Below are 23,786 nucleotides of genomic sequence, written 5' to 3'. Positions count from 1 at the left end.
CCCCCCCCCCCCCCCCCCCCCCCCCCTTTCGCGTAGGTGCGGCCACCGTCGCGAGCAGATGCGGCCACCGCCTCAAGTGCCTGGCCGAAAAGGGGTGTTGGGGAGCTGTTCACCGGGCGGGGCGGCGGGCCGGGGAAGTGTTCACCCGCCGGCTTCTTGTGGCCGCGGTGGCTTGTTCCTAGTGTCCGGGGCGGCCAGTCGGCGTGACGCGTACTCCTCGGATCCATGCGGTGCATGCGGTCCGTTCATCCCTCGCCCCTCGAACACAGGAGCAGTCAGCCATGGAACGACGCACACTCTTGCGCGGCGCCGCGCTCGGCCTGGGCGCGGCGGCCTTCAGCGGCACGCTGTGGCGGCAGGCCGCCGTCGCCTACCCGGCCCTCCCCGGCCCCGGCCCCTACGGCCCCCTCCAGGCGGCCGACGCCAACGGCATCATGCTGCCGCAGGGCTTCACCAGCCGGGTGATAGCCCGCTCCACCCAGCAGGTCGCCGGCACCGGGCACACCTGGCACAGCGCCCCCGACGGCGGGGCGTGCTTCGCGGACGGCGCGGGCTGGATCTATGTCTCCAACGCCGAGGTCGGCAGCGGCGCAGGCGGCGCGGGCGCGGTGAAGTTCAACAGCGCGGGCTCCGTCATCGGCGCGTACACCATCCTGTCCGGCACCCACCGCAACTGCGCGGGCGGCGCCACCCCGTGGAACACCTGGCTCTCCTGCGAGGAGGTCGCCACCGGCCATGTGCATGAGACCGACCCGTGGGGCGTGAACGCGGCCGTGCGGCGGGAGGCCATGGGCCGCTTCAACCACGAGGCCGCCGCGGCGGACCCGGTCCGCAAGGTCATCTATCTGACGGAGGATCAGAGCGACGGCTGCTTCTACCGCTTCGTGCCCTCGGTCTGGGGCAATCTGGCGACCGGCACGCTCCAGGTCCTCAAGGAGGTCTCCGGCGTGCTGTCCTGGGCCACCGTCCCCGACCCGGACGGCAGCCCCACGCCCACCCGCGACCAGGTCGCCGGGGCGAAGCTGTTCAACGGGGGCGAGGGCTGCTGGTACGCCGCGGGGAAGTGCTACTTCACCACCAAGGGCGACAACCGGGTCTGGGCGTACGACGCGGGGGCCAACACCCTGGCCGTGGTCTACGACGACAATGTGCCGGGCGCCCCGCTGACCGGTGTGGACAACATCACCGGCGCCACGGTCGGCGACCTCTTCGTGGCCGAGGACGGCGGCACCATGGAGATCTGTGTGATCACCCCGGACGATGTGGTGGCCCCGTTCCTGCGCATCACCGGGCAGAGCTCCTCGGAGGTGACGGGCCCGGCCTTCAACCCCGCGGGCAACCGGCTGTACTTCTCCTCCCAGCGCGGCACCTCCGGCTCCAGCAGCGGAGGCATCACGTACGAGGTGACCGGGCCCTTCCGTTCCTAGAGAGAGGCCAAGGGGGTGCGGGCCGGGCGGCCCGCACCCCCGCCGGTCAGTGGCCGCCGTTTTTGGCGACGGTGCAGCCGGCCGTGGCGGTCTTGTGCGGATTGCTCACCGAGCGGGCGGTGAGGGTGAGTTTGCCGTACGGGCGGGCGTGCGCCTTGGCGGCGACGGCGACGTCCACCTCGACGGTGGAGCCCGCCTTGGCGGTGGCCAGACGGCTGGGCAGCCAGGCGGACCAGCCGCGGCCCGAGGCCCTGACGGAGAGCCGGTAGACGTCGGAGCCGAGATAGCGGGCGGCGTTCTCGGGGTGGCCGCCGGGCGGATCGGCCATCGCGCGGCCGGTGTTGGTCAGCGGGAAGGTGCAGGTGGCGCGGCTCTTGGCGGGGTTGCCCGCCGCCTCGCCGCGCTCCAGTGCGACGCCCCGGCGCTGCGGTCCCGCGCCGTCCAGCGACTTGACCGCGATGGTGTACGAGAGCACGCCGGTGGGGCTGCGCTGGATGTCGGTGACGTAGAAGTGCAGGCGGTTGGCGCGGTCGACGTACTCGTAGGAGCTGCCGGAGTCGGACCCGGCGTGGAAGAGCGCGTCGCTGAGCTGGCGGTAGTCGCCCATGGTGATCTTCTGCACGGTGCCGTCGGGGCGCCGGAAGTCCACCATGTCGATGTCCTCGGGGTGGGCGTCGATCACCCAGGCGAACGGGGCCCGGTCCTGGTTCTTCGTCTTGGTGATCAGCACCCCGTTGTCCGGGGTGAAGGAGTCCATGCCCATGCGGTCGACGACCTCGACGGTGTAGTTCTCGTAGCCGCCGCCGTCGCACAGCGGGTCGGTGGCGCGGTCACAGGTGGGGGACAGGTCGCGGGACATGGTGATGTTGACGCCGGACAGGCCCCTGGCGCCGGGCGGCGCGGAGCGGGCGGTGACCTTGGCGACGACCATGCCGGAGTTCTTGAGCGCGTCCCGGTCCAGGCGCAGCACGTTCTTCTCGTCGACGATGCCGAGCTTGAGCTTGTCGCGCAGGATGTGCTGGGAGCCCATCGAGCCACCGTCGGTGGCCGGGATCCGCCAGCGGGTGTGCGGGCCGCCCGGGCCGTTGAACGAGCCGCGCGAGAGCATGCTCCAGATGCCGGTGTAGGCGCGGCTCAGGGGCGTGCCGTAGGGGTTGTTGTAGTTGTCGCCGATGCCCAGGATGTGGCTGAGCTCGTGGGCGTACACCCCCATGCCGGAGCTCTCGGCCTGGGTGGAGGAGCCGGTGACGGCGTTGGGCCAGATACGGGCCGCGGCCTGCCAGGAGGTCCACGGCACGTACCGCGTGGCGGCGGCGTTCCCGCCGGAGGGGATGGGCGCGGGCGGCCCCCAGGCGGCCGGTACGTCCCGCTGGGAGGCGAACTTCATCTGGCCGAACTCCTGCCAGGCGGAGGACTCGTCCTGCCCGGCGGTCAGATAGAAGATGAAGTCGAACTTGGCCGCCTCCGCCTCGCCGACGTCCGCGACCCAGGCGGCCCTGCCGTTGGTGCGGATGTTCTTGCCGCAGGTGGCGCCGGCCGGGCAGGCGCGCGGGTTCATGCCGGGCTCGATGCCGTACTGGTAGGACTTGAAGGGCATGCGGTACACGCCGAAGGCCTTCAGGTCCACGCCGACGCGGCCGCCGGAGTCCTCCATCCAGTACTCGTTGATGGTGTGGCCGTGGTTGAGGGCGCCGGGCTTGTTGAGGAAGTCCTGGTAGAAGCGCGGGAGTTGGGCGCGCGGGACGTTGGAGGCGGAGGACTGCGGGTTGCCGAAGACGCTCGATCCGGCCGGCTTGCTGACCGTGAACTCCTCGTCGGGGTAGTCCAGCAGCACCAGCGCGCCCTTGAAGGTCCGCTGGGTCGGCTTGACGTCGGGGTTGGCCCAGTCGGTGCCGGGCACGGAGCGGTACTCGCTCCAGGTCATGTCGTCGGGGTTGCGCCAGTTCTGCGGGTCGACGGGCCGGACCAGGGGCGGCCGGGCCTGCGAGGCCTCCTCGGGCGTCGCCTGGGCGGTGCCGACGGCCGCCGCCGCCAGGGCGGCGAGCACGGTGGCGACGACGGTGGTGCGGCGGGCGGGGCCGCGGCGCGGACGGCGGGGGTGTCCGCGCGCGGGATGTCTGGTACGGAGGAACATGGCTCACCTCGTGCCTCTTGTCGGGACAGAATGGACAAGTGCATGACAAGCCGTTCGAGTGGTGCGTCCACCGCTGCAAAGGTAAGCCGGGGGGACCGGCGATGCCAGAGTGCCGCCGAGACCTTCCCGGGGCATCCTTCGCGCCGGTCACGGTGCGTCAACTGCCGCCGGGGCGGGCAGGATTGCTTCCTTGTCGCGCAGCGTCCCCAGCACCCCCGTCGAAAGGAGCCGACCATGGAAGGCGACCGGCACGGACACCCGATGTCGCGCACCGGCGCAGAGGCCGTGGGCCACTACGACAAAGCGCTGGAACACCTGCTGTTCTTCCGCGCGGAGGTGGCCGACGCGTCCCAGGCGGTGCTCGATGCCGCGCCGCGCTCGGTCATGGGCAACGTCCTGGCCGCCTATCTCGGCCTGCTGGGCACGGAGGAGAAGGAGGCGGCCTGCGCCCGTAACGCCTTCGAGCGATTCGGGGAGCATGTGCGCCGCGGGGAGATGACACCGCGCGAGCGGATGCATGTCGCCGCCGCCACCTCCTGGCTCAAGGGCGACATCCACCGGGCGGGCCGGGTGCTCGGCGAGATCTCCGTGGCCCACCCGCGCGATGAGCTCGCGCTGGCCGTCGGCCACCAGATCGACTTCTTCACCGGCGACGCGCCGCAGTTGCGCGACCGGATCGGCGGCGCGCTCTCGGCCTGGGACGAGAGCGACCCGCACTACGGCCACCTCCTGGGCATGTACGCCTTCGGCCTGGAGGAGGCGGGCCACTACAGCAGAGCGCAGGAGACGGGCCTTGAGGCCGTGCAGCGCAATCCGCGCGATGTGTGGGGCATCCACGCGGTGGTGCACACCTACGAGATGCAGGGGCAGTTCGCCGACGGCATCCGCTATCTCGACGCCCGTACGGACCACTGGGCGAGGGGCAACTACCTGAACGTGCACAACTGGTGGCACTACTGCCTCTACGCCCTGGAGGCCGGCGACACCGGACGGGTGCTGGAGATCTACGACGCCGCCCTGCACCACGCCGGATCGGCGGGCATGGCGATGGAACTCCTGGACGCCGCCGCCCTGTTGTGGCGCCTGTACCTGGCCGACCACGACCCCGGCAGCCGGTGGCAGCACCTCGCGGACGCCTGGGCGGCCCGCCAGGACGGCGCGTACTACGCCTTCAACGACGTGCACGCGGTGATGGCGTACGTCGGCGCCGGCCGCATCCCCGAGGCCGAACGCCTGGTGCGCGACCGCGAGGCCTACGTGGCCGGCAGCGGCCCCGGCGTGTCCAACCACGCCATGACCGCCGACGTCGGACTGCCCGTGTGCCGGGCGCTGATCGCCTACGGACAGCACCGCTACGACCAGGCCGTCGACCTGCTGCTCCCCGTCCGCCACCGCCTGGGCGCATACGGCGGAAGCCACGCCCAGCGCGACGCGGTGCACAAGACCCTGCTGGAGGCGGCCCTGCGCGCGGGCCGCCACGACCTGGCCCGCGCCCTGCTGAGCGAGCGCATCCACCTGCGCCCCGTCTGCCCCTACAACTGGCTGGCCCAGGCCCGCCTCGCCGACGAACTGGGCCACTGCGCACAGGCCGCCGCCGCCCGCGCCCGGGCCGCCGACCAGGCGACGGCGGGAGCGGAGGCCCTCAAGCGCTGAAGTGCCGCCTGGCGGGAGGCATGCGCGTACGCCGGTGCGGGGCAGGCACAAGAGGTCAGCGCGCCGGCGTACCGAAAGGATCAGCGTGTACCGGGAGAAGCTCGAACTGGACGGCCGGGTGGCGGTGGTGACCGGCGGGTCCCGCGGGATCGGGCGGGCGATCGTGGAGGCGCTGCGGGAGATGGGCGCGCGCTGCGTGATCGTCGGCGCCGACCGGGAGCGGGGCAGCGCGACGGCGGCGGAGCTGTCCCGCGGCGGCTTCGAGGTCGGCTTCGTACAGTGCGATGTGCGTGACCCCGAGGGCGTCGCCGGGGCCTTCGCCGCCGTCGCCGAGGAGCGGGGCGGGCTGGACATCCTGGTGACCAGCGCCGGGGTGGTGGTGCACGCCTCCTCGCAGGAGACGGACGCGAGCCAGTGGAGCTACGTCCTGGACACCAACGTGGGCGGCACGTTCTGGTGCGCGCGCGAGGCGGCCCGCCAGATGAAGGCCAGGGGCACCCGCGGCGCGATCGTCACCATCGGCTCGATGTCCGGGCTGATCGTCAACCACCCGCAGCCGCAGGCCTCCTACAACGCCTCCAAGGCCGCGGTGCACGCACTGACGGCGAGCCTGGCGGCCGAGTACGCCGCCGACGGCATCCGCGTCAACGCCGTCGCCCCCGGCTACATCCTCACCGACCTCACCCGCGAGGGCGTGCCCGAGGCGTGGCTCGACCAGTGGCGCGAGCGCACGCCCGCCGGGCGCTTGGGCTCGCCGGACGAGGTGGCCTCGGTGGCCGCGTTCCTCGCCTCGGACGCCGCGTCCTTCATGACCGGCGCCACGGTCGTCGCCGACGGCGGCTACACGCTCTGGTGAACACGTCCGGCCCCCGGCGGGAAGCCGGGGGCCGGATACGGGGACGCGGTGGCTCAGCGCTGCCGGTCCAGGAAGGCCGTCAACTCGCGCTCGTAGCGCTCCGGGTCGACGTTCCAGTTGCGGACGTGCCCCGCCTGCTGGAACTCCTCCAGGCGTACGAGGTCGGGCCGGGCCGCGGCCAGCTCGCGGGCCGGCTGCCACGGGATGAAGTCGTCGTCGGGCCCGGAGAAGATCAGCGTCGGCTTGCGCAGGTCCTTCGCCCGCGCCGACCAGTCCAGCCGGTCCAGGCTCAGACCGGTCCGCCGCTCCACCGTCCACCCGGCCAACGAGGCCAGCAGCGAGGGGACATGGCGCTGGGCGGCCTGGTGGTCCAGGATGTCGCGCCAGTCGACCGCGGGGTCGTCCAGGACCAGCGCGCTCACCTTGTCGGTCAGCTCCGAACGGTCCGCGGTCTGCAGGGAGATGGCCCCGCCCATGGACATCCCGAACAGCACGAACCGCTGCGCCCCGTGCTCCAGCCCCCAGCGCATCGCGTCCTGGACGTCCCGCCACTCGCTGTCGCCGAGGTGGTAGACCCCGCCCGGGCCCTCGGGGGCGCCCACGTCGTTGCGGTAGGTGGGCACCAGCACCGGGTATCCGGCCCGGTGAAGGGCGGGCAGCATCCGCAGCGCTTCCTGCCGGTCGGCGCCCCAGCCGTGCACGGCCACCACCCAAGTGCCCTTCTCGGCAGCGTTTTTGGGGTCCGCGTTCTTGGGGGTTTTCGCCGGTACGTGCCAGGCGGGCATCTGCCCCAGCTCGCCGCGATAGCGGATGTCGGAGAAGTCCAGGCCGAGCGCGGAACGCGGATCTCCCTGGTACACCCGGGAATCGAAAGAGACCTTCAGCCCCGGTTCCAGCGAGCCGTGATCAATACCCTCCAGCGTGCGCGTCACGGTGGTGTCGTCGCTGGAGACCACCTTGCCGACGCGCGCGTAACCGTCCGGCCACCGCAATCCGTACTGTCCGGGAAAGGCGACCCCCTCGGCGCGGGTGAAGGTGACCGTTTTCCCGGTTTTTCCGGATGCCACGTCCTTGATCGTCAGGGAGTAGTCCACTTCCCTGCTCGCCGAGGGATCGATGACCTGGCCCGAGAAATACCACGCGCCCCCGAACAGCGCGAGCACTGCGCCCAGAACGAGGGCAGCCAGGATGATCAGTGCTTTCTTCCGCATAGTGATCACCACCCTACGTGCGGGCCGGCCGGGCCCGTTCACCGAGGTGGACGGGCCCGGCGCGAAATCGGAATGCGGAATAGGCGCGTCCGAGCCGTCTCGCCGCCGTATCTGCGACGGGGCTGTGCCGGCCGGGTTATCCGAGTTCGAGGCTGGTGACGCCATAGACGCTCTCCGTACGGGTACGCGGCACCGGCCCGGTATACATCCGCACGGTGTGGGAGTGCGGCGCCAGACCGCGGGAGGCGGCGAGCGCGAGAGCGGCGGAGTGCGGCCCGGGAATGTCGATGAAGACCTCTTCGCCGGGGCCGATGTGCTCGGCCAGCGCGTCCAGGAGCGCGGCCGCGCCCTCCTTGGTGTCGGCGAACAGGGGGCCGATGCGCTGCCCCTTACGGGCGGCCCGGGCCACGGCGTAGCCGGTGACCCGCCCCTCGCTCAGGTGCGCGTAGGCGGTGTGCCCGGACGCGGTCAGCCAGCGCGAGACGAAGGCGGACCGCGCCGCGGGGAAGCACTGACGGTCGTACGCGGCGACGGCGGCGAGGTGGTCCGCGGTGACGGGCACCACCTGCGCCGAGGGGGCGCCGCCCGGCGTCAGGTGTCCGCAGTAGCGCTCGGTGCGGTAGGCGTCGGTGAAGCCGGAGCGCCGGTAGGTGGCCTGCTGGGCGGGGACCGCGTCCAGGCCGATGACCCGCTGCCCGGCGTGCGGTACGGCGGCGCGCCAGGTGGCCAGGCCCAGCCCGCGCCCGCGGTGCTCGGGGTGCACCAAGTAGTAGCCCAGGAAGGCGAAGTGCTCGTCGTAGGCGACCACCGAGACCGCCGAGACGGGCCGGCCGGCCAGGTGTCCGATGAAGAACCCCGTGGGGTCGGTGGGGTGGAAGCAGGCCGAGTCCCCGATGCCGGGGTTCCACTCCTCCTCGGCGGCCCACTCCTCGACCTGCCGCCACTGCTCCAACGTGGCGGCGGTGACGGTCAGTTCGCCGGGCACGGGGCTGTCGATGCCGCCGCCACCGGCCGGTGCGGCCGTGGCGGAGGGCTGGTACGGGGCGTCGCCGAGGGGGTGCATGCCTGCTGTACGTCCTTTCCGGGGAAGGCGGGCCGGGCCCCTTCGGGGGCCCGGCGGGTGGGGTCAGATCAGGTCCATGGCGGCCACTTCGTCGGGCCTGCCGTAACTGACGGGGCCCTGGAAGCGGCGCCGGGCGGTGGCGAACCACCACACCGTCGCGATGAGCAGGACCACCGCGAGCGCGATCGGCGCGTAGTTGAAGGAGGCGGCGGTGATCGGGGAGCTCTGCGGCAGCATGAACAGCACGCTGCTGAGCGCGATCCAGGTCACCGCGACGGCCGCGACGGGCTTGCCGTAGCGCCCCAGGTTCCACGGGCCGGGCTGGAAGTCGTCGCCCAGGCGCAGCCGCAGGAAGATGGGCACGCTGTAGGAGAGGAAGAGCCCCACGACGTTGACGCTGACGACGGCGGTGAACGCGGTGTGCGACCACCAGCCGGGGATGACCAGCACCAGCGAGCAGGCCGCGGCCAGCCACACGGCCTTGACGGGGGTACGGGTGCGCGGCGAGACGGAGTGCCACAGGCGGGAGCCGGGCATCGCGCCGTCGCGGGAGAAGGCGAAGATCTGCCGGGTGTTGCTGGTCATGTTGGCCAGCCCGCAGAAGAGCATGGCGCCGATCACGATCAGCAGCAGGAGCTTGGCGGTGCTCGTGCCGAGCGCGTCGATGAGGATCTGCACCGGCGGCGCCGAGGCGCCGGCCTCCTTGGCGTAGTCGCGGATCGCGTACACCAGGGCGAGCATGAGGATCAGCCCGGTCAGCGCGGAGAAGGCGATCGCCCGCATGATGCCGCGGGGCGCGTTGACCGTCGCCTTCACCGTCTCCTCGGACATGTGGAAGCTGCCGTCGAAGCCGGTGAAGGTCCAGCTGGTGACGAGCAGGCCGAGCATGGCGGCGTAGAACCCGTTGGTGAAACCGGTGGTGTTGACGAAATGCGTCATGAAGGAAGCGGGCTGGTGCTCGGTGGGCACGATCGCCAGGGTCACGACGATCACCACCATGCCGATCAGCAGCCACCACACCGAAATCCGGTTCACAATGGCCACCAGACGCACCGTGTAGGTATTGGCCAGTGCCTGGACCAGCAGGATCGCCGCGGTGATCAGAACGGTGTGCTGGGTGGTGACCTCGTACGACGGCCATTGCATCGCGATGAACGCCTGGATGAAGGTGGCGGCGGCGAAACCGGTGGCGGCCGTTCCGCCGACCTGGCCGACGAAGTTCAGCCAGCCCGTGTACCACGACCAGGCGCCCTTATGTCTTTTGGCGAGCTTGCCCGCCGAGAAATACAGCGCGCCGCTGGTCGGATAGGCGGAGGCTATCTCGCCCATTGCGGCACCGACGAACAGCACCATCACCGAGACCGCGATCCAGCCGAAGATGAGAATCCGCGGACCGCCCGCCCCCATTCCGAATCCGAAGGAGGAGAAAATCCCGGATATGATATTGATGATGGTGAAAGATATCGCGAAATTGTCGAACGCCCGGAAACGACGGGTGAGTTTCCGCGGATAGCCCATGGCGTGCAGCGTCGCGTCGTCGTCCAGCGCGGCGGGCGCCGAGGGCGTGCGGGTTCTCGTACGGGCGGCAAATGCGGGGTCGGACACAACCGCAACCTTTCTGGTGGGGGGTGCGCGAAGACGTCGGCCATCGGCCGTGGGGTGGGCGCTCAGGCGGCTCCGGGGACCGGGAGCCCGCACCAGCGCCTGGCCCGGGTCAGCTGTTCCTCGGGCTCGCCGAACGCGCTCCAGGGCATGCGGGAGGCGTACGGGCCCATCGTCATGAAGACCGCCCGCGCCTCGAACTCGCACTGCGCCATGTACAGCGCGTGCGCCAGATACGCCAGGTCCAGCACCGGGGTGAAGCGGTACCCGGCCACCTCGGGCAGCCAGTGCCGGTAAATCCCCAGCGCCGTGGACTTCCACTGCGGCTGCTCCCAGGTGCGGTCCGCCAGCAGGGTGTCGGGGTTGTACTCCTCCACCAGCGTCACCAGCGGCAGCAGCCGCAGCGGCGAGGACGCCGGGGCCCGCTGGCCCAGAAAGGCCGCCACGTCCCAGGCCTCGTTGGCCGAGCCGCCGTAGCGGGCGAAGAAGAACGACAGGAACCGGTGGTGGGCCTCGCGGTGCCAGGGGTCAAGGCGCAGGATGTGGGTGAACAGGCCCCACGGGCCCGGCGGCGCGGTGAGCATGCCCTGCGGCGCGGGGTCGCGGGGCCGCTGGAGGCGGGCCAGCGCCAGCTTGGCCACCCACGGGGTGGGGTCCTGCGGCCACATCTCGGCGGCCCGGTCGCACGCGGTGCGCGCGATCCGCTCCAGCGCGACGGCCCGCCGGTCCTGGGCGTCGGCCGCGCGCAGCGCCCGGTGCACCGCCACCCGCGCCCACAGCAGCGCCGCCTCCACGCCCGGCTCCTCCGCCAGCCAGCGCTCGGCCAGGTCGGAGTCGGCGGCCTCCGAGGCCAGCACCAGTGACCGGTGCGCGCGCACGCCGAAGTCGTCCCCGGCCTCCCTGAGGGCCTCATGGGCGCTCAGATAGCGGCCCGCCCGTACGTCGACGCAGGCCCGCGCCAGCTGGCGGTCGTCGGCTGCCGGATGCCACACGTACTGCCCCTCGAATAATCCAGCGGCCATGTTCCCCTGCCGATCCTGCCGACGACACCGCTCGCACTCACCACACGCACACCTGGAACTCATGCCGAATTCAGCCGGAACTTTCCCAGCGGCTCCACCGGCAGCAGGGCACACCCTACTCAGCATCAAGTCGAACTGAAACCAGCTATCCCAATTACCTGATTCCGCAGCATTTATGTCCTATGACGCCGAAGGCAGACTCGATCCCTTCCTCCCCACTTCCGTACCGCCGGGTAGTCTCCGATTTGACGAACCTGTGCATGCGTCTGGCATATGCCAAGACGAAAACCGCCGAAATCCTCCCGGACTTCGGCGGTTTCGTGGGGTGCTCGCGCGGGTTACGCCGACGCCGTCCTGCGGTCGATGACCGTACGCAGCTTGCCGCTGCCCGCCGTACGCTCCATCCGCTCGCCGTCCACGACCTCGACCGCGCAGGTCAGCAGCGCCTCGTCGGTGACCGCGTGGCCCAGCTCCGCGATGGCCGCCAGGAACACCTCGCGCGCCCGCTGCGGATCCGGGGCATACCTCCGGTCCATCCGCACCACCAGGTGCTCGCACGAGGCGCCGTTGCTCAGCTCCAGCTGGAGCTCCCCGCGGTAGCCCAGCTGCTGCTGCGCCGTCTCCACGAAGCGCCGGTAGTTGTAGAAGTACGTGCCGATGCGCATCACATCGCCGTAGCGGCCCAGGAGTTCGATGCGCGGGGCGTGGCTGCCGCAGCGGCAGACGCCCTCGACGGCGCGGCCCAGGTCGCCGATCTGGTAGCGCTCGAGGCGCTGGCCGGCGCGGGCGCGGCTGGTGAAGACCAGGCGGCCCGCCTCGCCGGGCGCCACCGGCTCGTCGGCCTCGGGGGCCAGGATCTCCAGCGTGTGCAGCTCGGTCAGGACGTGGTGCACCGAGCCCTCGGCGTGCGTGCACTGGTAGCCCAGCGGCCCCAGGTCCGTACTGCCGTAGGAGGCGGAGCGGATGACCTCGACGCCGAAGGTGTCGGTGAGGATGCGGCGCTGCTCGGCGGTGAAGTGCTCGCCGCCGTAGAACACCTTGCGGATGCCGCCGTAGGAGCGCAGCGCCTCGCCCTGGGAGTGGAAGAGCTGCCACAGGTAGGAGGGCATGCCGAAGACGGTGTCGGCGCGGTAGTCGATCAGGGCCCGGGCGACCGCGGCGTGGTCGGTGCCCGCCGCCATCGGGATCTGGGTGGCGTTCAGCCGCTCCAGGATGGAGAAGAAGCTGATGAACCCGCCGTACATGCCGCCGCAGAAGAAGAGGTTGGCGGCGCGGTCGCGGGCCGGGTCGAAGCCCGCGGCGAGCAGCCCGTGCGCGGCGGCCCGCATCTGGGTGTCGTAGTCGTTGTTGGTGAACAGCGACAGGGCGGGGGCGCCGGTGGTGCCGCCGCTGCGGAAGTACAGGTGGGCGTGTTCGGGTGCCAGGGTGGCCAACTGCTCCTGTACGCCCGCCTTGTCCAGCAGGGGCCCGGCCGGCGGGGCGGGGGTGGGCGCCGCGGCGACCAGGTCGTCCAGGCAGGCGGTGGACTTGAAGGAGGCGCCGGCCTGGACGCTGACCCGGCGGCTGTAGCGCTGGAGCGCGTAGACGCCGTCGTGCGGCTCGCCGTCGTAACTGTCCAGCATCGCGCCGACAGGGGTGATGCGCAGCGCGCCCGCGGTCAGCAACGTGCGCGAGAGCCGGGCGATGTCGGCGCGGCTGCCCCCGACGGCGGCGGTCTGCAGATAGCGCCGCATCGGCCGCAGCGTGGCGGTGAGGTGCGCGGCGGGCAGCGGCTTGACCCAGATGCTGCGGTGCAGCGGGGAGGCGGTGAGCGCGGGGCGGGCGTCGGCCAGCACCCGCCAGGAGCCGTCGTCGGCGGCGATGACCTCGGTCAGGCCCAGGTGCTGTTCGAGGCGGGCGATCAGCTCGGTGGTGGTGATCTCGGCCTGCTCGGCCGCGTCCAGCTCCGCCGCGGGGCCCGTGGCGGCGGCCTTGGCCAGCGCGGCGGCCGAGGCCTCGGCGAGCACCGGCGCGAACTGCCGCGCGAAGGCGAAGACTTCCCGCGCGTCCTCGGTGTCGAGGTAGACCACCTGCGGGCTGGAGCAGGCCTGCTGGTCCAGCAGGCATACGTCCGCCGCCAGCGCGGACAGCGTCGCCGGGTCCTGCCACGCCTCGCGGGTCAGATACGCGAAGGAGATCTTGTGGCCCCACTCGATCAACCGGCAGCCGGGCGGCGCGAGTTCGGCGACGGAGGCCACCGCGTCCTCGCCGCCCCACACGGCGATCGCGTCGGCGGGCTCGCACATCAGGCGCAGCCACTCCCGGCGGCCCGAGGGAAAGCGCAGGGCCACGATGCGCCGGGCCAGCGCTCCGGTGGGGTCGGCGGCGGCCAGCTCGGCGAGCAGGTGCTGGGCCAGCAGCGTGTCGGAGCTGCTGGTCTTGAGCACGTTCACGTTCCCGGCCAGCAGGCCCTCCACCACGCTCAGCGGGGCGACGGACGCCGCGTTGCCGGGGGCGATGTGCACCAGCAGACCGACCGGCGCCCAGGCCTCGAAGACCGTCTCACGGGCGTCGGGGCGGGTCAGCCGCTCGGGGGCCAGGCCGCCCAGCTCGCGGCGCAGCTTGCGCTCCAGGGCGGGCCGGGCGAGCACCGCGGCCAGCTCGGTGAGCGTCTGCGCGCTCTCCTCGGACGCGCCCACGGCATCGGCGAGGCGGGTGCGTACGGCACTGCCCGGCTCCAGCAGCGCGGCGCTGAGCGCGTCACAGGCGTCCAGCACCGTCTCGGTGGACAGCGGCTCGGCCAGTGCCCGCTCGACGAGGCCGGACAGGCCGGCCAGACGGGCGGCGGCCTCCTCGCCGTCGATGAACTCGCCCTGCCAGAAATGAAGTTCGCCACTCACTGCAGAAGTCGCTTCCCTGCTCGTCGTCCCGATGGTCGTCACGGTGCTCATGCCCGTCCCTTCAGCAGCTCGGCGGCGGCCACCGCGCAGCTGCGGTTGCGGCTGACCCCGGCGCGCCCGTGGATGGTGAACCACGGAGTGGGCAGCGCACAGCCGCACTCCTGGCCGGGATGCAGCGAGGCGAGGTCGCCCATCACGACGCTCTGGGCCGGTACGGAGGTGATGTACGGCGAGACGAGGTGCAGGAAGCCGGGCTCGCCGTAGCCCAGCGGCTTCAGGGTGCGCGGGTCGCGTACGGCAGCCCGGGACCACACCGGCACGTGCAGCCGGTGGTGGTCGCACTCGATGTAGGGCACGCAGTGCTCGACGGACCCGAAGGTGTCGCGGATGCGCCCGGGCTCGATCCCCAGCAGCTCGCTGACCTGCGTGCAGAACTCCGCCTTGGCGATCTGCCGGTCGGCGTGGCCCTTCCAGCCGCCGCCGAGCACCACCAGGGAACCGGCGGGCAGTTGCAGCGGCGGCATTCCCTGGGCGCGCATCCGCTCCAGGGTGAAGTGCAGGAACGCGGGGAAGCCGAGGATACGGACCGGCAGACCCTCTTCGGCGTACCGCCGCAGCGCCCTGATGCAGCCGTGCACATCGAACTCATGGCCCTCGCCGGTGTGCCGCAGGGCGTAGGTGACGTCCTTGGCCGGGGCGAAGTCGCACAGGTAGTTGTCGGTGAAGGAGGTGCCCAGCTTCATGCTCGGGGCGGGCTCGTAGCTGTAGAGCAGGTAGTTCACGGGCTGGTCGGGGGTGATCCAGCCGTAGTGGTCGAAGATGCGGGCCACCATCCGCTGCGCGGAGCGGATGGTCCACTGGTCGAAGAACATCTGCGACTTCTGGCCCGTGGTGCCCGAGGAGGTCAGGTGCAGGAAGACCTCCTCGCGGGGGATGGAGAGCACCTCGTGCCGCTTGAAGAACGTGGCGTGCACCAGCGGGGCGCGCACCCCGGCGCCCACCGTGGGCGCCGGTGCCTCGGGGGCGTCGGCGAGCAGCGAGCGGAAGAACGGGGAGCGGTTCGCGTGCCAGTCGTTGGCCTCGGCCATCGCCGCCGCGAACAGCGCGTCGGCCTCGGGCCCCTGCTCATAGGGGGCCGTCAGGTCGCACAGCCGCTGGACGTGTGCCAGCGCCTGCGGGTCGGGGACCTGTACGGGCGCGAGATGGGGGTTGGTGTGCGCGGGTGTTTCGGTGTTCACAGGGCAACCTCGTGACGGGGCAGATAGGTCGCGGCCCAGGCGGTCAAGTAGGCGCTCACATACGGCTGGAGCGGCCCGCTGACGGCGATGGACCGGAAGTCGATCTGGCGGCTGGTGCGGGAGAGCACGACATAGTCGTGGCAGCTCTCGCCGATGCGGCGCATGGCCGGGTAGACGGCGCCGGGGACGAAGCCGGCCGCCAGGAAGGCGGTCAGGCTCGCGGTGTCGGACAGCGGCAGCAGCGTCTCGACGTAGTCGGCGCCGGCCCGCGAGACCGTCGCCATCAGGGGTTCCAGCGCGTGGGTGACGGCCGCGGGGTAGGGGTGCACGGCGATCAGCGCGCAGCTCCCGGCGACCGGGTCGAGGTCCGCGTACGCCTCGAACGCGCCGTCCGGCGGCACCAGTACGGCGTTGGGCGCGTGCAGCGGGAAGTAGCGCCCGGCCGGGTCGGGGAAGAGCTCCAGGAAGCGGCGCCGTACGAAGGCCGGCGCGCTGACCACCTCCAGCTCGGCGGTGGCCGGCTCGGCGGGGCCCTCGGGACCGGCGGCGCCCAGGGTGTCCGAGGGCAGCACCGATCCGTACGGGACGCCCGCTCCGGCCTCGGCCGCGGCGAGCAGCGGATGGAGCGCGGCGGGCACCCGGGGGACCACGGCGCGCCGCGCCAGCACCCCGTCGGCGAAGCGGGCGAACAGCCCCAGGCTCTCGGTGCCCGCCACCTCGGCGGCGTTGGGCATCAGGCCCAGCGGCTTGAACCCGTTGCGCACCACGACCTGTTGGGGGCCTTCGGTGACCATGCGCACGGTGGCGTACACCGAGTCCAGCGTGCCGGTGGTCAAGGCCGCGCCGCACACCGCGCCGGTCAGCCGCCCGGCCAGGCCGCCGCCCCGGCGCTCGGGGTGGACCGCGAGGCCGACCAGCTTGCCGATACGGCTGCCCGGGTCGATCTGCACGACGGCCGAGCCCGCCAGCTCCCCGGTGCGGGGCATCCGGGCGGTGAGCCAGTGGGTGTGCGGATCGGTGATCATCCGGTGCATCACCGCGGGGTCGCTGCCCAGGGGTACGGGGTAGCCGTGGCCGTACACCTCGAAGTACAGCTGCCGCAGTTCGGCGATGTCCTGGAGGGTGGCGGGGGTAAGGACGGCGGTCATCGGACCGCCCCGGCGGGTACGGGGGTGGCGTCCTCGCCTGCGGGCTCGTCCGCGGCTTCCCGGGCGTCCGCGTCCGTGTGCCCGCGCCGCCCGAGCAGCAGCAGGGCCGCGGCCACCGGCACCAGTCCGACGCCCTGGACCACGCACAGCCAGCGCGGCTCCAGATGGTCGCCGAGGATGCCGAAGACCAGCGAGGACAGCGGGAAGGTGGCGCCCAGCAGGGCCTGCATCACCGCGAAGAACCCGGGCTTGTCGGCGGCCGGGACCGAGCGCTGGAACAGGGCGACGAAGCGTACGCCGATGACTCCGACGCACCAGCCCGCCATGACCAGCGACGCCACGGCCACGGCGAGGCCGGGTGCCAGCCCCGGCAGTCCCAGGGCCAGCGCCATCAGCGCCAGGCAGCCGCCGCCGACAGCGGTGGGCGAGCCGGGCAGCCGTCCGCCGGTGAAGGACCCCAGCAGGGTGCCCACGCCCAGCGCCGCCTCCAGCGCGGCCACGGTCGAGCCCTGCCCGTGCAGCACCGAGCGGGTGTAGAGGGGCATCACGACGTACACGGCGGTGGTGAAGACGTTCGCCGCGGCGAAGCAGAACAACGCCCGCCGGATGAACGGCAGATCGGCCAGGATCTGCCGCAGGGTGCGCCGGGGTGCTGCCTCGCCCTTCGCCTCCGGGCCGGTGACGGCCCGCGGGAAGCGGGTGAGGGCCACGAGCAGGGCCGCCAGCAGGTACGCGCCCGCACACCCGGCGACGATGCCCGCCAGGTTCCAGGCGTCGACGATCAGCGGGCCCAGCAGGCCGCCCGCCAGCCCGGCCAGGGACTGGGTGGACAGCTCGAAGCCGGTGGCGGCCTCGATGTCGGCGTCCTCGACCAGTTCGGGCACCGAGGTGGTCAGGCACGGGTCGAACAGCGCCTGGCAGCCGGCCAGCAGCAGGGCGGCGCCGTAGACGACGGCGGTGGGCAGTTCGGCCGCGTACGTCCAGGTGGCGACCGTGGTGGCGACCAGCCCGGCCACCGCCGCGGCGCCCGCCATCACCGTGCGGTGCGCACAGCGCGCGATGACCCTGGCGACCAGCGGGACCAGCACCACCGCGGGCAGCGTGCTGACCGCGAGAAAGGCGCCCGAGGCCAGGCCGCGGTCGGCGCCCGCCGCGTGGGCGACGATCCACCACACCACGCCGACCTGGAACATCCGGGCCGCGGCCTGGGTGAGGACCTGCGCGGACCACACCGCCCCGAAGGCCGGGTTGCGCAGTACCACGGGCAGCCGCCCGCGGCGTCCGGCGTCGGCGGCCGGGGCGGGCTGCCCGCCCGGCGTGTCCTGCGCGGTCATGACCCCATCCGTTCGTCCACGACGCGGATCAGCTTGCCGGAGCGCGCGTTGACGGCCAGGTCGCCGTGGCGCACCCACTGCACCCGCAGCGGGTGGATGTGCCCGGCCTCGACCGCCTCGCCGTACAGCGGACGGTCCGCCAGGATCTGCTTGCCGATCGCCTCGGCGAGGTCCGCGAGCCCGGCCGGGTCCCCGTCGCTCGCCAGGCGCAGCAGCAGGCCGTCGCGCCCTTCCCAGTGGCGCAGCACCAGTTGCACGCCGGTCACCCGGCCCGCCACGTCGGCGCAGCGGACCAGGTCGTGCACGTCCTGGGTGTAGAGCGAGACCGGGCCGACGCGCACGCCCTCCTCCGAGCGGCCCAGGATGCGGAAGTGCCCCGCGGCGGCGTCGGTCCACTCGGCGCGGTCGCCCGCCGGATAGCGCAGTACGGGCATCAGCCGCCGGCGCAGGTCGCTGACCACGACCTTGCCGGGCACACCGGCCTCGGTGATCGGCTCCCCGGTCTCCTCGTCCAGGATCTCCACGGCGGTGTACGGGGTGAACGCCCGGTGCACACGCGGGTCGGCGCCGGGCACCGGGCGCCCCAGCAGCCCCGCGTCCACGCTGGCGTAACCCACCGAGCGGGGGCGGGCGTTGGGGAACGCGCGGGCCAGCAGCGGCTCCTGGTCCTGGTACAGGCTCTCCCCGCCGAAGAGCAGCAGCTCCACCAGCGGGAGCTGGCGCCCTGCGGTCACGAGGTGGTCGGCCAGGGCGCACAGGGTGGTGGGGGTGCCCGCGATCACCTGGACGTCGAATTGCTCCAGCGTGTGCACCGTCGACTCCAGGGGCGCGGCGCCGCCGATCGGCAGCCGCACGTTGGAGACGGGGGCGCGGTGCAGGGAGTCGAGGATGAAGGTGAAGCTGGCGTACAGCTCCCCCGCGTAGAAGAGGTCGGCGACCCGGTGGCCGGGGCGCAGCCCGGTGTCCACAAGTCCGGCGCCGAACGCGGTGGTGAACTCCCGCCATTCCTCACGGGTGTAGAAGGAGAACTTGGGGGAACCGGTCGTGCCGCCGCTCTTGAAGACCACGGCCTCGTCCAGCGGCCCGGTCAGCAGACGATTGTCCCGTGGCGTATTGGCCTGCCAGAACTCGGTCTGGGGAACGACCGGAAGCTCAGTCAGCTCCGTGACGCGGTCGGGAAGTCCCGCATAGAGACCGGCATAGAAGGGGGAGTGACGGCGCACGAAACGTATGAGTTCCGTCAATGGTTGAACGGGCATCAATTCCTGCTTTACGGCATGCGAAGGTCGGCGAAATCCCCGGTAGGGAAGATCACCTGGTGTGGTTGGGGTGGCGTCCGACGGCCGGGGCCTTGTCCGGATGGGTGTCCCGGACGGCCCGCCGGTCTCGCGGACTGCTTCCAGGACGTTACCGCACCGCGAATGTCCGGATTTCCCGCAGGTGTTCTGTCTTCGCACCGGTAGCGGTCCATCGAAATGTTCCGGCCATCGTGCGCCGGCGCGCGAATCCGGCAGTCGCCCAGCGCTGTCCGTATCTCGCACAGGGGTGGCCGGTCGGACACGCGCGGCGATTCGGCCAGAAAATATTCGATGCCGCCGGCCGCCCCCGAAATGTGTGCACGTCATCTGCCGTGCCATAGCTATTCATTCCGGCAAATAATTAAGCGGTGACGCGCATCACCGTGCCATGGCCTTCTTCTGGTTCTAACGTCTGCGGGAAGCACGGCTCTTGGTCCCAGGAACGGCGCAACAGGCGTCACGGCAGACGACAATGCGCAAAGGAGGCGTCAAGAAATGGCCCACGACGTGCGGCAGCAGAAATTCAGTACCCTCTTCAACTGGTTCGACCAGAACAACGACGGCCTGCTCACTCGCGACGACCTGGAGGCGATGGCCGAGCTGTTCGCCGGGCTGGCGCGCGAGGACGACAAGGAGAACGCCGAGGCGATGCGGAACGCCTTCGGCACGTGGTGGCAGCTGCTGCTCACCCACGGCGACTTCGACGGCGACGGGCGGATCTCCCGTCAGGAGTTCATCAGGGTCATGGAGGCCGAGGTCACCGACCCGCGGCATTTCGGGGAAGCCGTCCTGGCGATCGCCGACGCCTTGATGAAGGCGCTGGACACCAGCGGTGACGGGGTGCTGAGCCGGGCCGAGTACGTGCGCATGTACGACGTCCTGGGCGTTCCCCCGGTGCACTCCGAGCCGGCGTTCGCCCGGCTCGACCGGGACGCGGACGGGGTGATCGGCCACGACGAATTCAGGACCGCCATCACCGAGTTCTACCTGAGCGGCGACCCGAACGCCCCGGGCAACTGGCTCCTCGGCCCGCTCGAGCAGAGCGCCTGACCGCGGGCCGTACGTCCGGCGGCGGGCACCGCGCGGACAGGAAGAAGGCGCTGCCGGAGCCCGGGGAACACCCCGGACTCCGGCAGCGCCGGGCGTCTCACCTCACCGCAGCGGCACGGTCAGTTCGGACGGGTCCTGCCGCGGCGAGCCGAAGGTGACCCGGCTGCCCAAGGGGGTGCGGGTGGCGTACAGCGGGTCCGCGGTGTCCAGGACCAGCGCCAGACGGTGGCCGGCCGGCAGGTCGTAGGCGGTGGCGAAGAGCGAGACGTCCAGCGGTACGGGGCGCCCGGCCGCCTTGCCGTGCCAGCTCTGCGGCGCGTGGGAGATCAGCTTGCCGAGCCCGAGGGCGTTCACGTCGTACAGATAGGCCACGACCGTGCCCTGCGTCGCCGACGCGGTGACCGTGGTGTGCAGCGTGACCTCGCCGCGGATGCGCTGCGGCTCGGCGTAGCGCTCGGACTGCCACACGGCCCCGGCCGCGCGGGGCAGCAGCGGGACCTCGACGAGCGGCGGCAGCTTGGCGATCTGGTCGAGCAGCCCGGACAGTTCGACGATGCCGCCGTCCGCGCCGCAGTCCAGCCCGCCGGTGACCGAGGTGCGCCACCCCGTACCCGCCGCGCCGCCGAGCGCTCCGGTGCCGAACGCGTCGGCCTTGCCCAGCCGCAGCCGTACGGAGCGCGAACCGGCCGCCCGCCAGCTGGGCCAGCTCTCCCGCGCACCGGTGGGCCGCACCTCCAGCTCCACCGGCTGCGGCCGCTCACCGCCCTCGCCCTTCAGGTGCCGGTCGAACCACTGGTGCGCCCGCCGCCAGGTCTCGTCGCCCAGCCCCATCAGCGCGGGCGCCTCCTGGGTGGCGTGGTCGCCGGGCCGCAGGTCCAGCTGCTTGGGGCCGGTCAGCTTCTCGTAGAAGGCGGTGGACTGGCTGGGGTTGAAGATGCTGTCGCCCCAGGCATTGGCGAGATAGACGGCCGTGCCATGGGCGTTGATGCGGTCCACGTACGTCTCGGGGGAGCGGGTGCGCGCCCACTCCACCACCTTCGGCATGTCCCGGTCGGCGAACAGGCGCTCCAGGGTGTGCCGGAACTCCGTACCCGCCCGTCCGGTCGGCACCTGCAGCGCGGTGAGCATGGCGGCGGCCTGCAGATGCCGGGTCTGCCCGCTGTAGAGCGCGTCCACCAGGCTTCCCCAGCCGCTCATCGCCGCCACGGCCTTGACCCGCGGATCGGCCGCTGCGCCCATCAGCGACAGCCCGCCGCCCAGCGACAGCCCCGTCATGCCCACCCGCTGCGGGTCGGCCGGAGTGTGCGCCAGCGCCCAGTCGATCACCGTCGAGATGTCGCCGGTGTCCTTGGCCCCGGCCACGTCGACGGCCCCGCCCGACCCCCAGAACCCGCGCACCGTGTACGTCACGACCACATAGCCGTCGGCCGCCAGCTTCCGGCTCTGCCCGATGTACTCCAGGTTGTCCTGCGCCCAGCTGGCCGGCTGCACGATCACCGGGTACCGCCCCTTCGCATCGGCCCCCGCCGCCCCCGGCGTGAACACGTTCGCCTTGAGCACCACCCCGTCCTTCATGCGCAGCTCGGCCATCCGGAACGAAGGCCCGGCGGCCGAGGCCGCTGCCGCCGTCCGCGGGTGCTTTGGCTGCGCCGGTGCGGCGAGGGCCGCTCCGGTGCCGACCGCGGCAGTCAGGACGAGGGCCCCGAACGTCCCGGCAACCACCACGCGCGCCGCCCGCCGCCGTCGTCGAGGCAGCGGGGAACGGTGAGTCAACGACATGAATTCTCCATACGGGCTCGGGCCGTGGCGCCGCCGTGGCACCCATCCGCCAAGGTGCTCGGAGCCTAAGCACTCAAGATCACCTTTGAGGAGGTCATGATCAGCCAAACATTACCGGCGGGTAGCCCGCGTGCTGCGCCGCGCGACGAGGCGGCGGCCGCCGGGTGCGGGATCGTTTCTGGCCGCCGGAAAAGGCGGCTGAACTGTCTGCCGCCGTGGTCTCGCCCTACGCTCGTAATTCGGCAATCGGTGTGAGGTGGAACCGATCATGGTGAAGCCGTCCAGGATCGTGCTGGTGGACGACCGGGAGGACTCGCTGCGGGCGTTGGAGGCCGTCCTGGCGCCCCTGGGCCAGGAGCTGGTGCGCGCGGACAGCGGCGAAGCGGCGCTGAAGCAGGCACTGCGGGGCAACGTGGCGGCGATACTCCTGGATGTGGTGATGCCCGCGCTCGACGGGCTGGAAGTGGTCGACTACCTCAAGGCCCTGGAGCAGACCCGGGAGATCCCGGTCATCCTGCTCACCGCCGTGGGCCGGGACCTGGACTGGGTTTATCACGGCTACGAACGCGGAGCCCTCGACTACCTGGTCAAGCCCGTCGACCCATGGGCCCTGCGCGCCAAGGTGCGCTTCCTGGTCCACATCCATCAGCGCCAACAGGACCTGGAGAGCCGCCTGGAGAGGGCCGAGCAGGACTCGCGCACGGCACGGGAGCGCCTGGGGAACCTGGAGCGCACGGTGGCCCTGGCCGCCCTGACGCACGGCCCGCTGCCCGAGCGCGTCCCCCAGCAGCGTTTCTCCGGGGCGGCCGATCCCTCCCGCTCGTCGCCGGAGCCCCCGCCTCCCGCGTAGTAAGGGCCGGGCCGCAGGCCGTACACGGGTGCGGTGCCAGCAGGACGCCTGCCGCCGGGGGGTTTACCCGCCGTCGAGAAAGACACCCGGCACCTACCTTCCGCAAGCGGCCGCTGGAGGGCAGGCGCCGGGCCGGTTGAGAGCACAGCCGCCGGCGCCGCTTCCCTCCGGCCGCGGGGTTGGCGGTGATCTGGCGGGCTACCCGCCGGGCATGACAGGCACCGGCAAGCACGAACGCGACGCCGGCGAGCCGGTGGACGACGCCGGGCCCGGCCGCGAGGTGGAACGCGCCGCACCCGACGAGCCCGCCCAGCTGCCCGCCCGCGCCTGGGGGCAGGTGCTGCGGCGTACGGGAAAGGAGTTTCTGGACGACGAACTCCCCGACCGCGCGGCGGCGTTGACGTACTACGGCGTGCTGTCGCTCTTGCCTGCCCTGCTGGTGCTGGTCTCGCTGCTGGGCGCGGCCGGGGAGCGGGCCACCCGCGCCATCGTGGACAACCTGGAGCAACTGGCGCCCGGCGCCGCCCGCGACATCCTCACCGGCGCCGTGCAGCAGCTCCAGCGCGGCAGCGGGACCGGCGGGGTGCTGGCCGTCGTCGGCCTGGCCGCGGCCCTGTGGGCGGCCTCCGGGTATGTGGCCGCGTTCATCCGTACCTCCAACGCGGTCTACGACCTGCCGGAGGGGCGGCCGGTGTGGAAGGTGACGCCGCTGCGGCTCGGACTGACCCTCGTGCTGATGCTGCTGCTGGCCGCCAGCGCACTGATCGTGGTCTTCACCGGCCCGCTGGCCCGGCGGGCCGGACAGGCGCTCGGCGCCGGGGACGCGGCACTGGCCGTGTGGGCGGTCGCCAAGTGGCCGGTGCTGGTGCTCATGGTCGTGCTGATGACCGCCCTGCTGTTCTGGGCGGCGCCCAACGGCCGCGGCCGCGGCTTCCGCTGGGTCAGCCCCGGCAGCTGCCTCGCGGTCCTGCTGTGGCCGGCCGCCTCGGCCGCCTTCGCGCTGTACGTGGCCGACTTCGGCTCGTACAACAGGATCTACGGCACGCTGGCCGGGGCCGTCGTCTTCCTGATCTGGATCTGGCTGTCCAACCTCGCGATCCTGCTGGGCCTGGAGTTCGACGCGGAACTCGCCCGCGAGCGTTCCATCGAAGGCGGCCACCCCGAGGAGGAAGAGCCCTACGTGGAGCCCCGCGACACCCGCAAGTGGCCGCGCCCCTTCCGGCGGGCACGCCAGCGCTGAGC

At 72.0% G+C, this 23,786-nt stretch carries 17 protein-coding genes; 6 read left to right on the top strand and 11 right to left on the bottom strand.

What is annotated here, in order from left to right; all coding sequences use genetic code 11:
- The first annotated feature begins 281 nt into the window (after positions 1 to 281).
- Positions 282 to 1,427 carry an alkaline phosphatase PhoX gene (locus AC4IJH_RS25505; RefSeq protein ID WP_490854184.1) on the top strand — a complete coding sequence of 382 codons (1,146 nt, stop codon included), beginning with the start codon at positions 282 to 284 and terminating at the stop codon, positions 1,425 to 1,427.
- Positions 1,428 to 1,473: 46 nt separating this feature from the next.
- Here AC4IJH_RS25505 and AC4IJH_RS25500 read toward each other — a convergent pair whose 3' ends face one another.
- Complete coding sequence (locus AC4IJH_RS25500; protein WP_490854183.1) at positions 1,474 to 3,561, bottom strand: M6 family metalloprotease domain-containing protein; 2,088 nt, start codon at positions 3,559 to 3,561, stop codon at positions 1,474 to 1,476.
- Between the two features lie 234 nt (positions 3,562 to 3,795).
- Here AC4IJH_RS25500 and AC4IJH_RS25495 point away from each other — a divergent pair, with 234 nt between their 5' ends.
- The gene (locus AC4IJH_RS25495) at positions 3,796 to 5,214 is read left to right on the top strand and encodes a tetratricopeptide repeat protein (RefSeq protein ID WP_490854182.1); all 1,419 of its coding nucleotides are present in this window, start codon (positions 3,796 to 3,798) and stop codon (positions 5,212 to 5,214) included.
- A gap of 85 nt (positions 5,215 to 5,299) precedes the next feature.
- Positions 5,300 to 6,070 (top strand): SDR family NAD(P)-dependent oxidoreductase, encoded by a 771-nt coding sequence (locus tag AC4IJH_RS25490; RefSeq protein WP_490854181.1) that lies wholly within the window; start codon positions 5,300 to 5,302, stop codon positions 6,068 to 6,070.
- 53 nt (positions 6,071 to 6,123) lie between these two features.
- On the opposite strand, the gene AC4IJH_RS25485 is transcribed toward AC4IJH_RS25490, so the two are convergent.
- From AC4IJH_RS25485 to AC4IJH_RS25445, 9 genes are all read right to left on the bottom strand, one after another.
- Positions 6,124 to 7,281 (bottom strand): alpha/beta hydrolase family protein, encoded by a 1,158-nt coding sequence (locus AC4IJH_RS25485; protein ID WP_490854180.1) that lies wholly within the window; start codon positions 7,279 to 7,281, stop codon positions 6,124 to 6,126.
- Positions 7,282 to 7,417: 136 nt separating this feature from the next.
- Positions 7,418 to 8,344: a GNAT family N-acetyltransferase gene (locus AC4IJH_RS25480; RefSeq protein ID WP_490854179.1), complete on the bottom strand. Its 927-nt coding sequence runs from the start codon at positions 8,342 to 8,344 to the stop codon at positions 7,418 to 7,420.
- A gap of 63 nt (positions 8,345 to 8,407) precedes the next feature.
- Entirely contained in the window at positions 8,408 to 9,862 is a 1,455-nt protein-coding gene (locus AC4IJH_RS25475) for an amino acid permease (protein WP_490854186.1), read from the bottom strand.
- Positions 9,863 to 10,011: 149 nt separating this feature from the next.
- Positions 10,012 to 10,968 (bottom strand): hypothetical protein, encoded by a 957-nt coding sequence (locus AC4IJH_RS25470; protein ID WP_490854178.1) that lies wholly within the window; start codon positions 10,966 to 10,968, stop codon positions 10,012 to 10,014.
- 338 nt (positions 10,969 to 11,306) lie between these two features.
- The gene (locus tag AC4IJH_RS25465) at positions 11,307 to 13,847 is read right to left on the bottom strand and encodes an acyl-CoA reductase (RefSeq protein ID WP_490854177.1); all 2,541 of its coding nucleotides are present in this window, start codon (positions 13,845 to 13,847) and stop codon (positions 11,307 to 11,309) included.
- A gap of 47 nt (positions 13,848 to 13,894) precedes the next feature.
- Complete coding sequence (locus tag AC4IJH_RS25460) at positions 13,895 to 15,085, bottom strand: LuxE/PaaK family acyltransferase (RefSeq protein WP_490854176.1); 1,191 nt, start codon at positions 15,083 to 15,085, stop codon at positions 13,895 to 13,897.
- The gene (locus AC4IJH_RS25455; RefSeq protein WP_490854175.1) at positions 15,082 to 16,233 is read right to left on the bottom strand and encodes a GNAT family N-acetyltransferase; all 1,152 of its coding nucleotides are present in this window, start codon (positions 16,231 to 16,233) and stop codon (positions 15,082 to 15,084) included. Before AC4IJH_RS25455 ends, AC4IJH_RS25460 begins: the two co-directional genes overlap by 4 nt.
- Positions 16,230 to 17,567 carry an MFS transporter gene (locus tag AC4IJH_RS25450; protein WP_490854174.1) on the bottom strand — a complete coding sequence of 446 codons (1,338 nt, stop codon included), beginning with the start codon at positions 17,565 to 17,567 and terminating at the stop codon, positions 16,230 to 16,232. The genes AC4IJH_RS25455 and AC4IJH_RS25450 overlap by 4 nt, the downstream gene beginning before the upstream one ends.
- Positions 17,564 to 18,826 (bottom strand): phenylacetate--CoA ligase family protein, encoded by a 1,263-nt coding sequence (locus AC4IJH_RS25445; RefSeq protein WP_490854173.1) that lies wholly within the window; start codon positions 18,824 to 18,826, stop codon positions 17,564 to 17,566. Before AC4IJH_RS25445 ends, AC4IJH_RS25450 begins: the two co-directional genes overlap by 4 nt.
- Positions 18,827 to 19,360: 534 nt before the next feature.
- Between AC4IJH_RS25445 and AC4IJH_RS25440 the strand changes: the two genes are divergently transcribed.
- A complete protein-coding gene (locus AC4IJH_RS25440) occupies positions 19,361 to 19,915 on the top strand; it encodes an EF-hand domain-containing protein (protein ID WP_490854172.1) in 555 nt (184 codons plus the stop codon).
- Between the two features lie 102 nt (positions 19,916 to 20,017).
- Here AC4IJH_RS25440 and AC4IJH_RS25435 read toward each other — a convergent pair whose 3' ends face one another.
- Positions 20,018 to 21,694 (bottom strand): CocE/NonD family hydrolase, encoded by a 1,677-nt coding sequence (locus AC4IJH_RS25435; RefSeq protein ID WP_490854171.1) that lies wholly within the window; start codon positions 21,692 to 21,694, stop codon positions 20,018 to 20,020.
- A 268-nt stretch (positions 21,695 to 21,962) separates the two neighbouring features.
- Here AC4IJH_RS25435 and AC4IJH_RS25430 point away from each other — a divergent pair, with 268 nt between their 5' ends.
- Positions 21,963 to 22,544 (top strand): response regulator, encoded by a 582-nt coding sequence (locus AC4IJH_RS25430; protein ID WP_490854170.1) that lies wholly within the window; start codon positions 21,963 to 21,965, stop codon positions 22,542 to 22,544.
- A 211-nt stretch (positions 22,545 to 22,755) separates the two neighbouring features.
- A complete protein-coding gene (locus AC4IJH_RS25425) occupies positions 22,756 to 23,784 on the top strand; it encodes a YihY/virulence factor BrkB family protein (RefSeq protein WP_490854169.1) in 1,029 nt (342 codons plus the stop codon).
- Positions 23,785 to 23,786 lie beyond the last annotated feature (2 nt).

The sequence above is a fragment of the Streptomyces sp. UF-297 genome (assembly GCF_058245575.1).
This window is presented reverse-complemented; position numbering and strand designations above follow the sequence as displayed.

Coding starts and splice junctions, on each gene's coding strand:
- AC4IJH_RS25425 (WP_490854169.1), top strand. CDS start 22,756: ATGACAGGCACCGGCAAGCACGAACGCGACGCCGGCGAGCCGGTGGAC.
- AC4IJH_RS25495 (WP_490854182.1), top strand. CDS start 3,796: ATGGAAGGCGACCGGCACGGACACCCGATGTCGCGCACCGGCGCAGAG.
- AC4IJH_RS25455 (WP_490854175.1), bottom strand. CDS start 16,233: ATGACCGCCGTCCTTACCCCCGCCACCCTCCAGGACATCGCCGAACTG.
- AC4IJH_RS25435 (WP_490854171.1), bottom strand. CDS start 21,694: ATGTCGTTGACTCACCGTTCCCCGCTGCCTCGACGACGGCGGCGGGCG.
- AC4IJH_RS25505 (WP_490854184.1), top strand. CDS start 282: ATGGAACGACGCACACTCTTGCGCGGCGCCGCGCTCGGCCTGGGCGCG.
- AC4IJH_RS25440 (WP_490854172.1), top strand. CDS start 19,361: ATGGCCCACGACGTGCGGCAGCAGAAATTCAGTACCCTCTTCAACTGG.
- AC4IJH_RS25475 (WP_490854186.1), bottom strand. CDS start 9,862: ATGGGCTATCCGCGGAAACTCACCCGTCGTTTCCGGGCGTTCGACAAT.
- AC4IJH_RS25500 (WP_490854183.1), bottom strand. CDS start 3,561: ATGTTCCTCCGTACCAGACATCCCGCGCGCGGACACCCCCGCCGTCCG.
- AC4IJH_RS25445 (WP_490854173.1), bottom strand. CDS start 18,826: ATGCCCGTTCAACCATTGACGGAACTCATACGTTTCGTGCGCCGTCAC.
- AC4IJH_RS25485 (WP_490854180.1), bottom strand. CDS start 7,281: ATGCGGAAGAAAGCACTGATCATCCTGGCTGCCCTCGTTCTGGGCGCA.
- AC4IJH_RS25470 (WP_490854178.1), bottom strand. CDS start 10,968: ATGGCCGCTGGATTATTCGAGGGGCAGTACGTGTGGCATCCGGCAGCC.
- AC4IJH_RS25450 (WP_490854174.1), bottom strand. CDS start 17,567: ATGACCGCGCAGGACACGCCGGGCGGGCAGCCCGCCCCGGCCGCCGAC.
- AC4IJH_RS25480 (WP_490854179.1), bottom strand. CDS start 8,344: ATGCACCCCCTCGGCGACGCCCCGTACCAGCCCTCCGCCACGGCCGCA.
- AC4IJH_RS25430 (WP_490854170.1), top strand. CDS start 21,963: ATGGTGAAGCCGTCCAGGATCGTGCTGGTGGACGACCGGGAGGACTCG.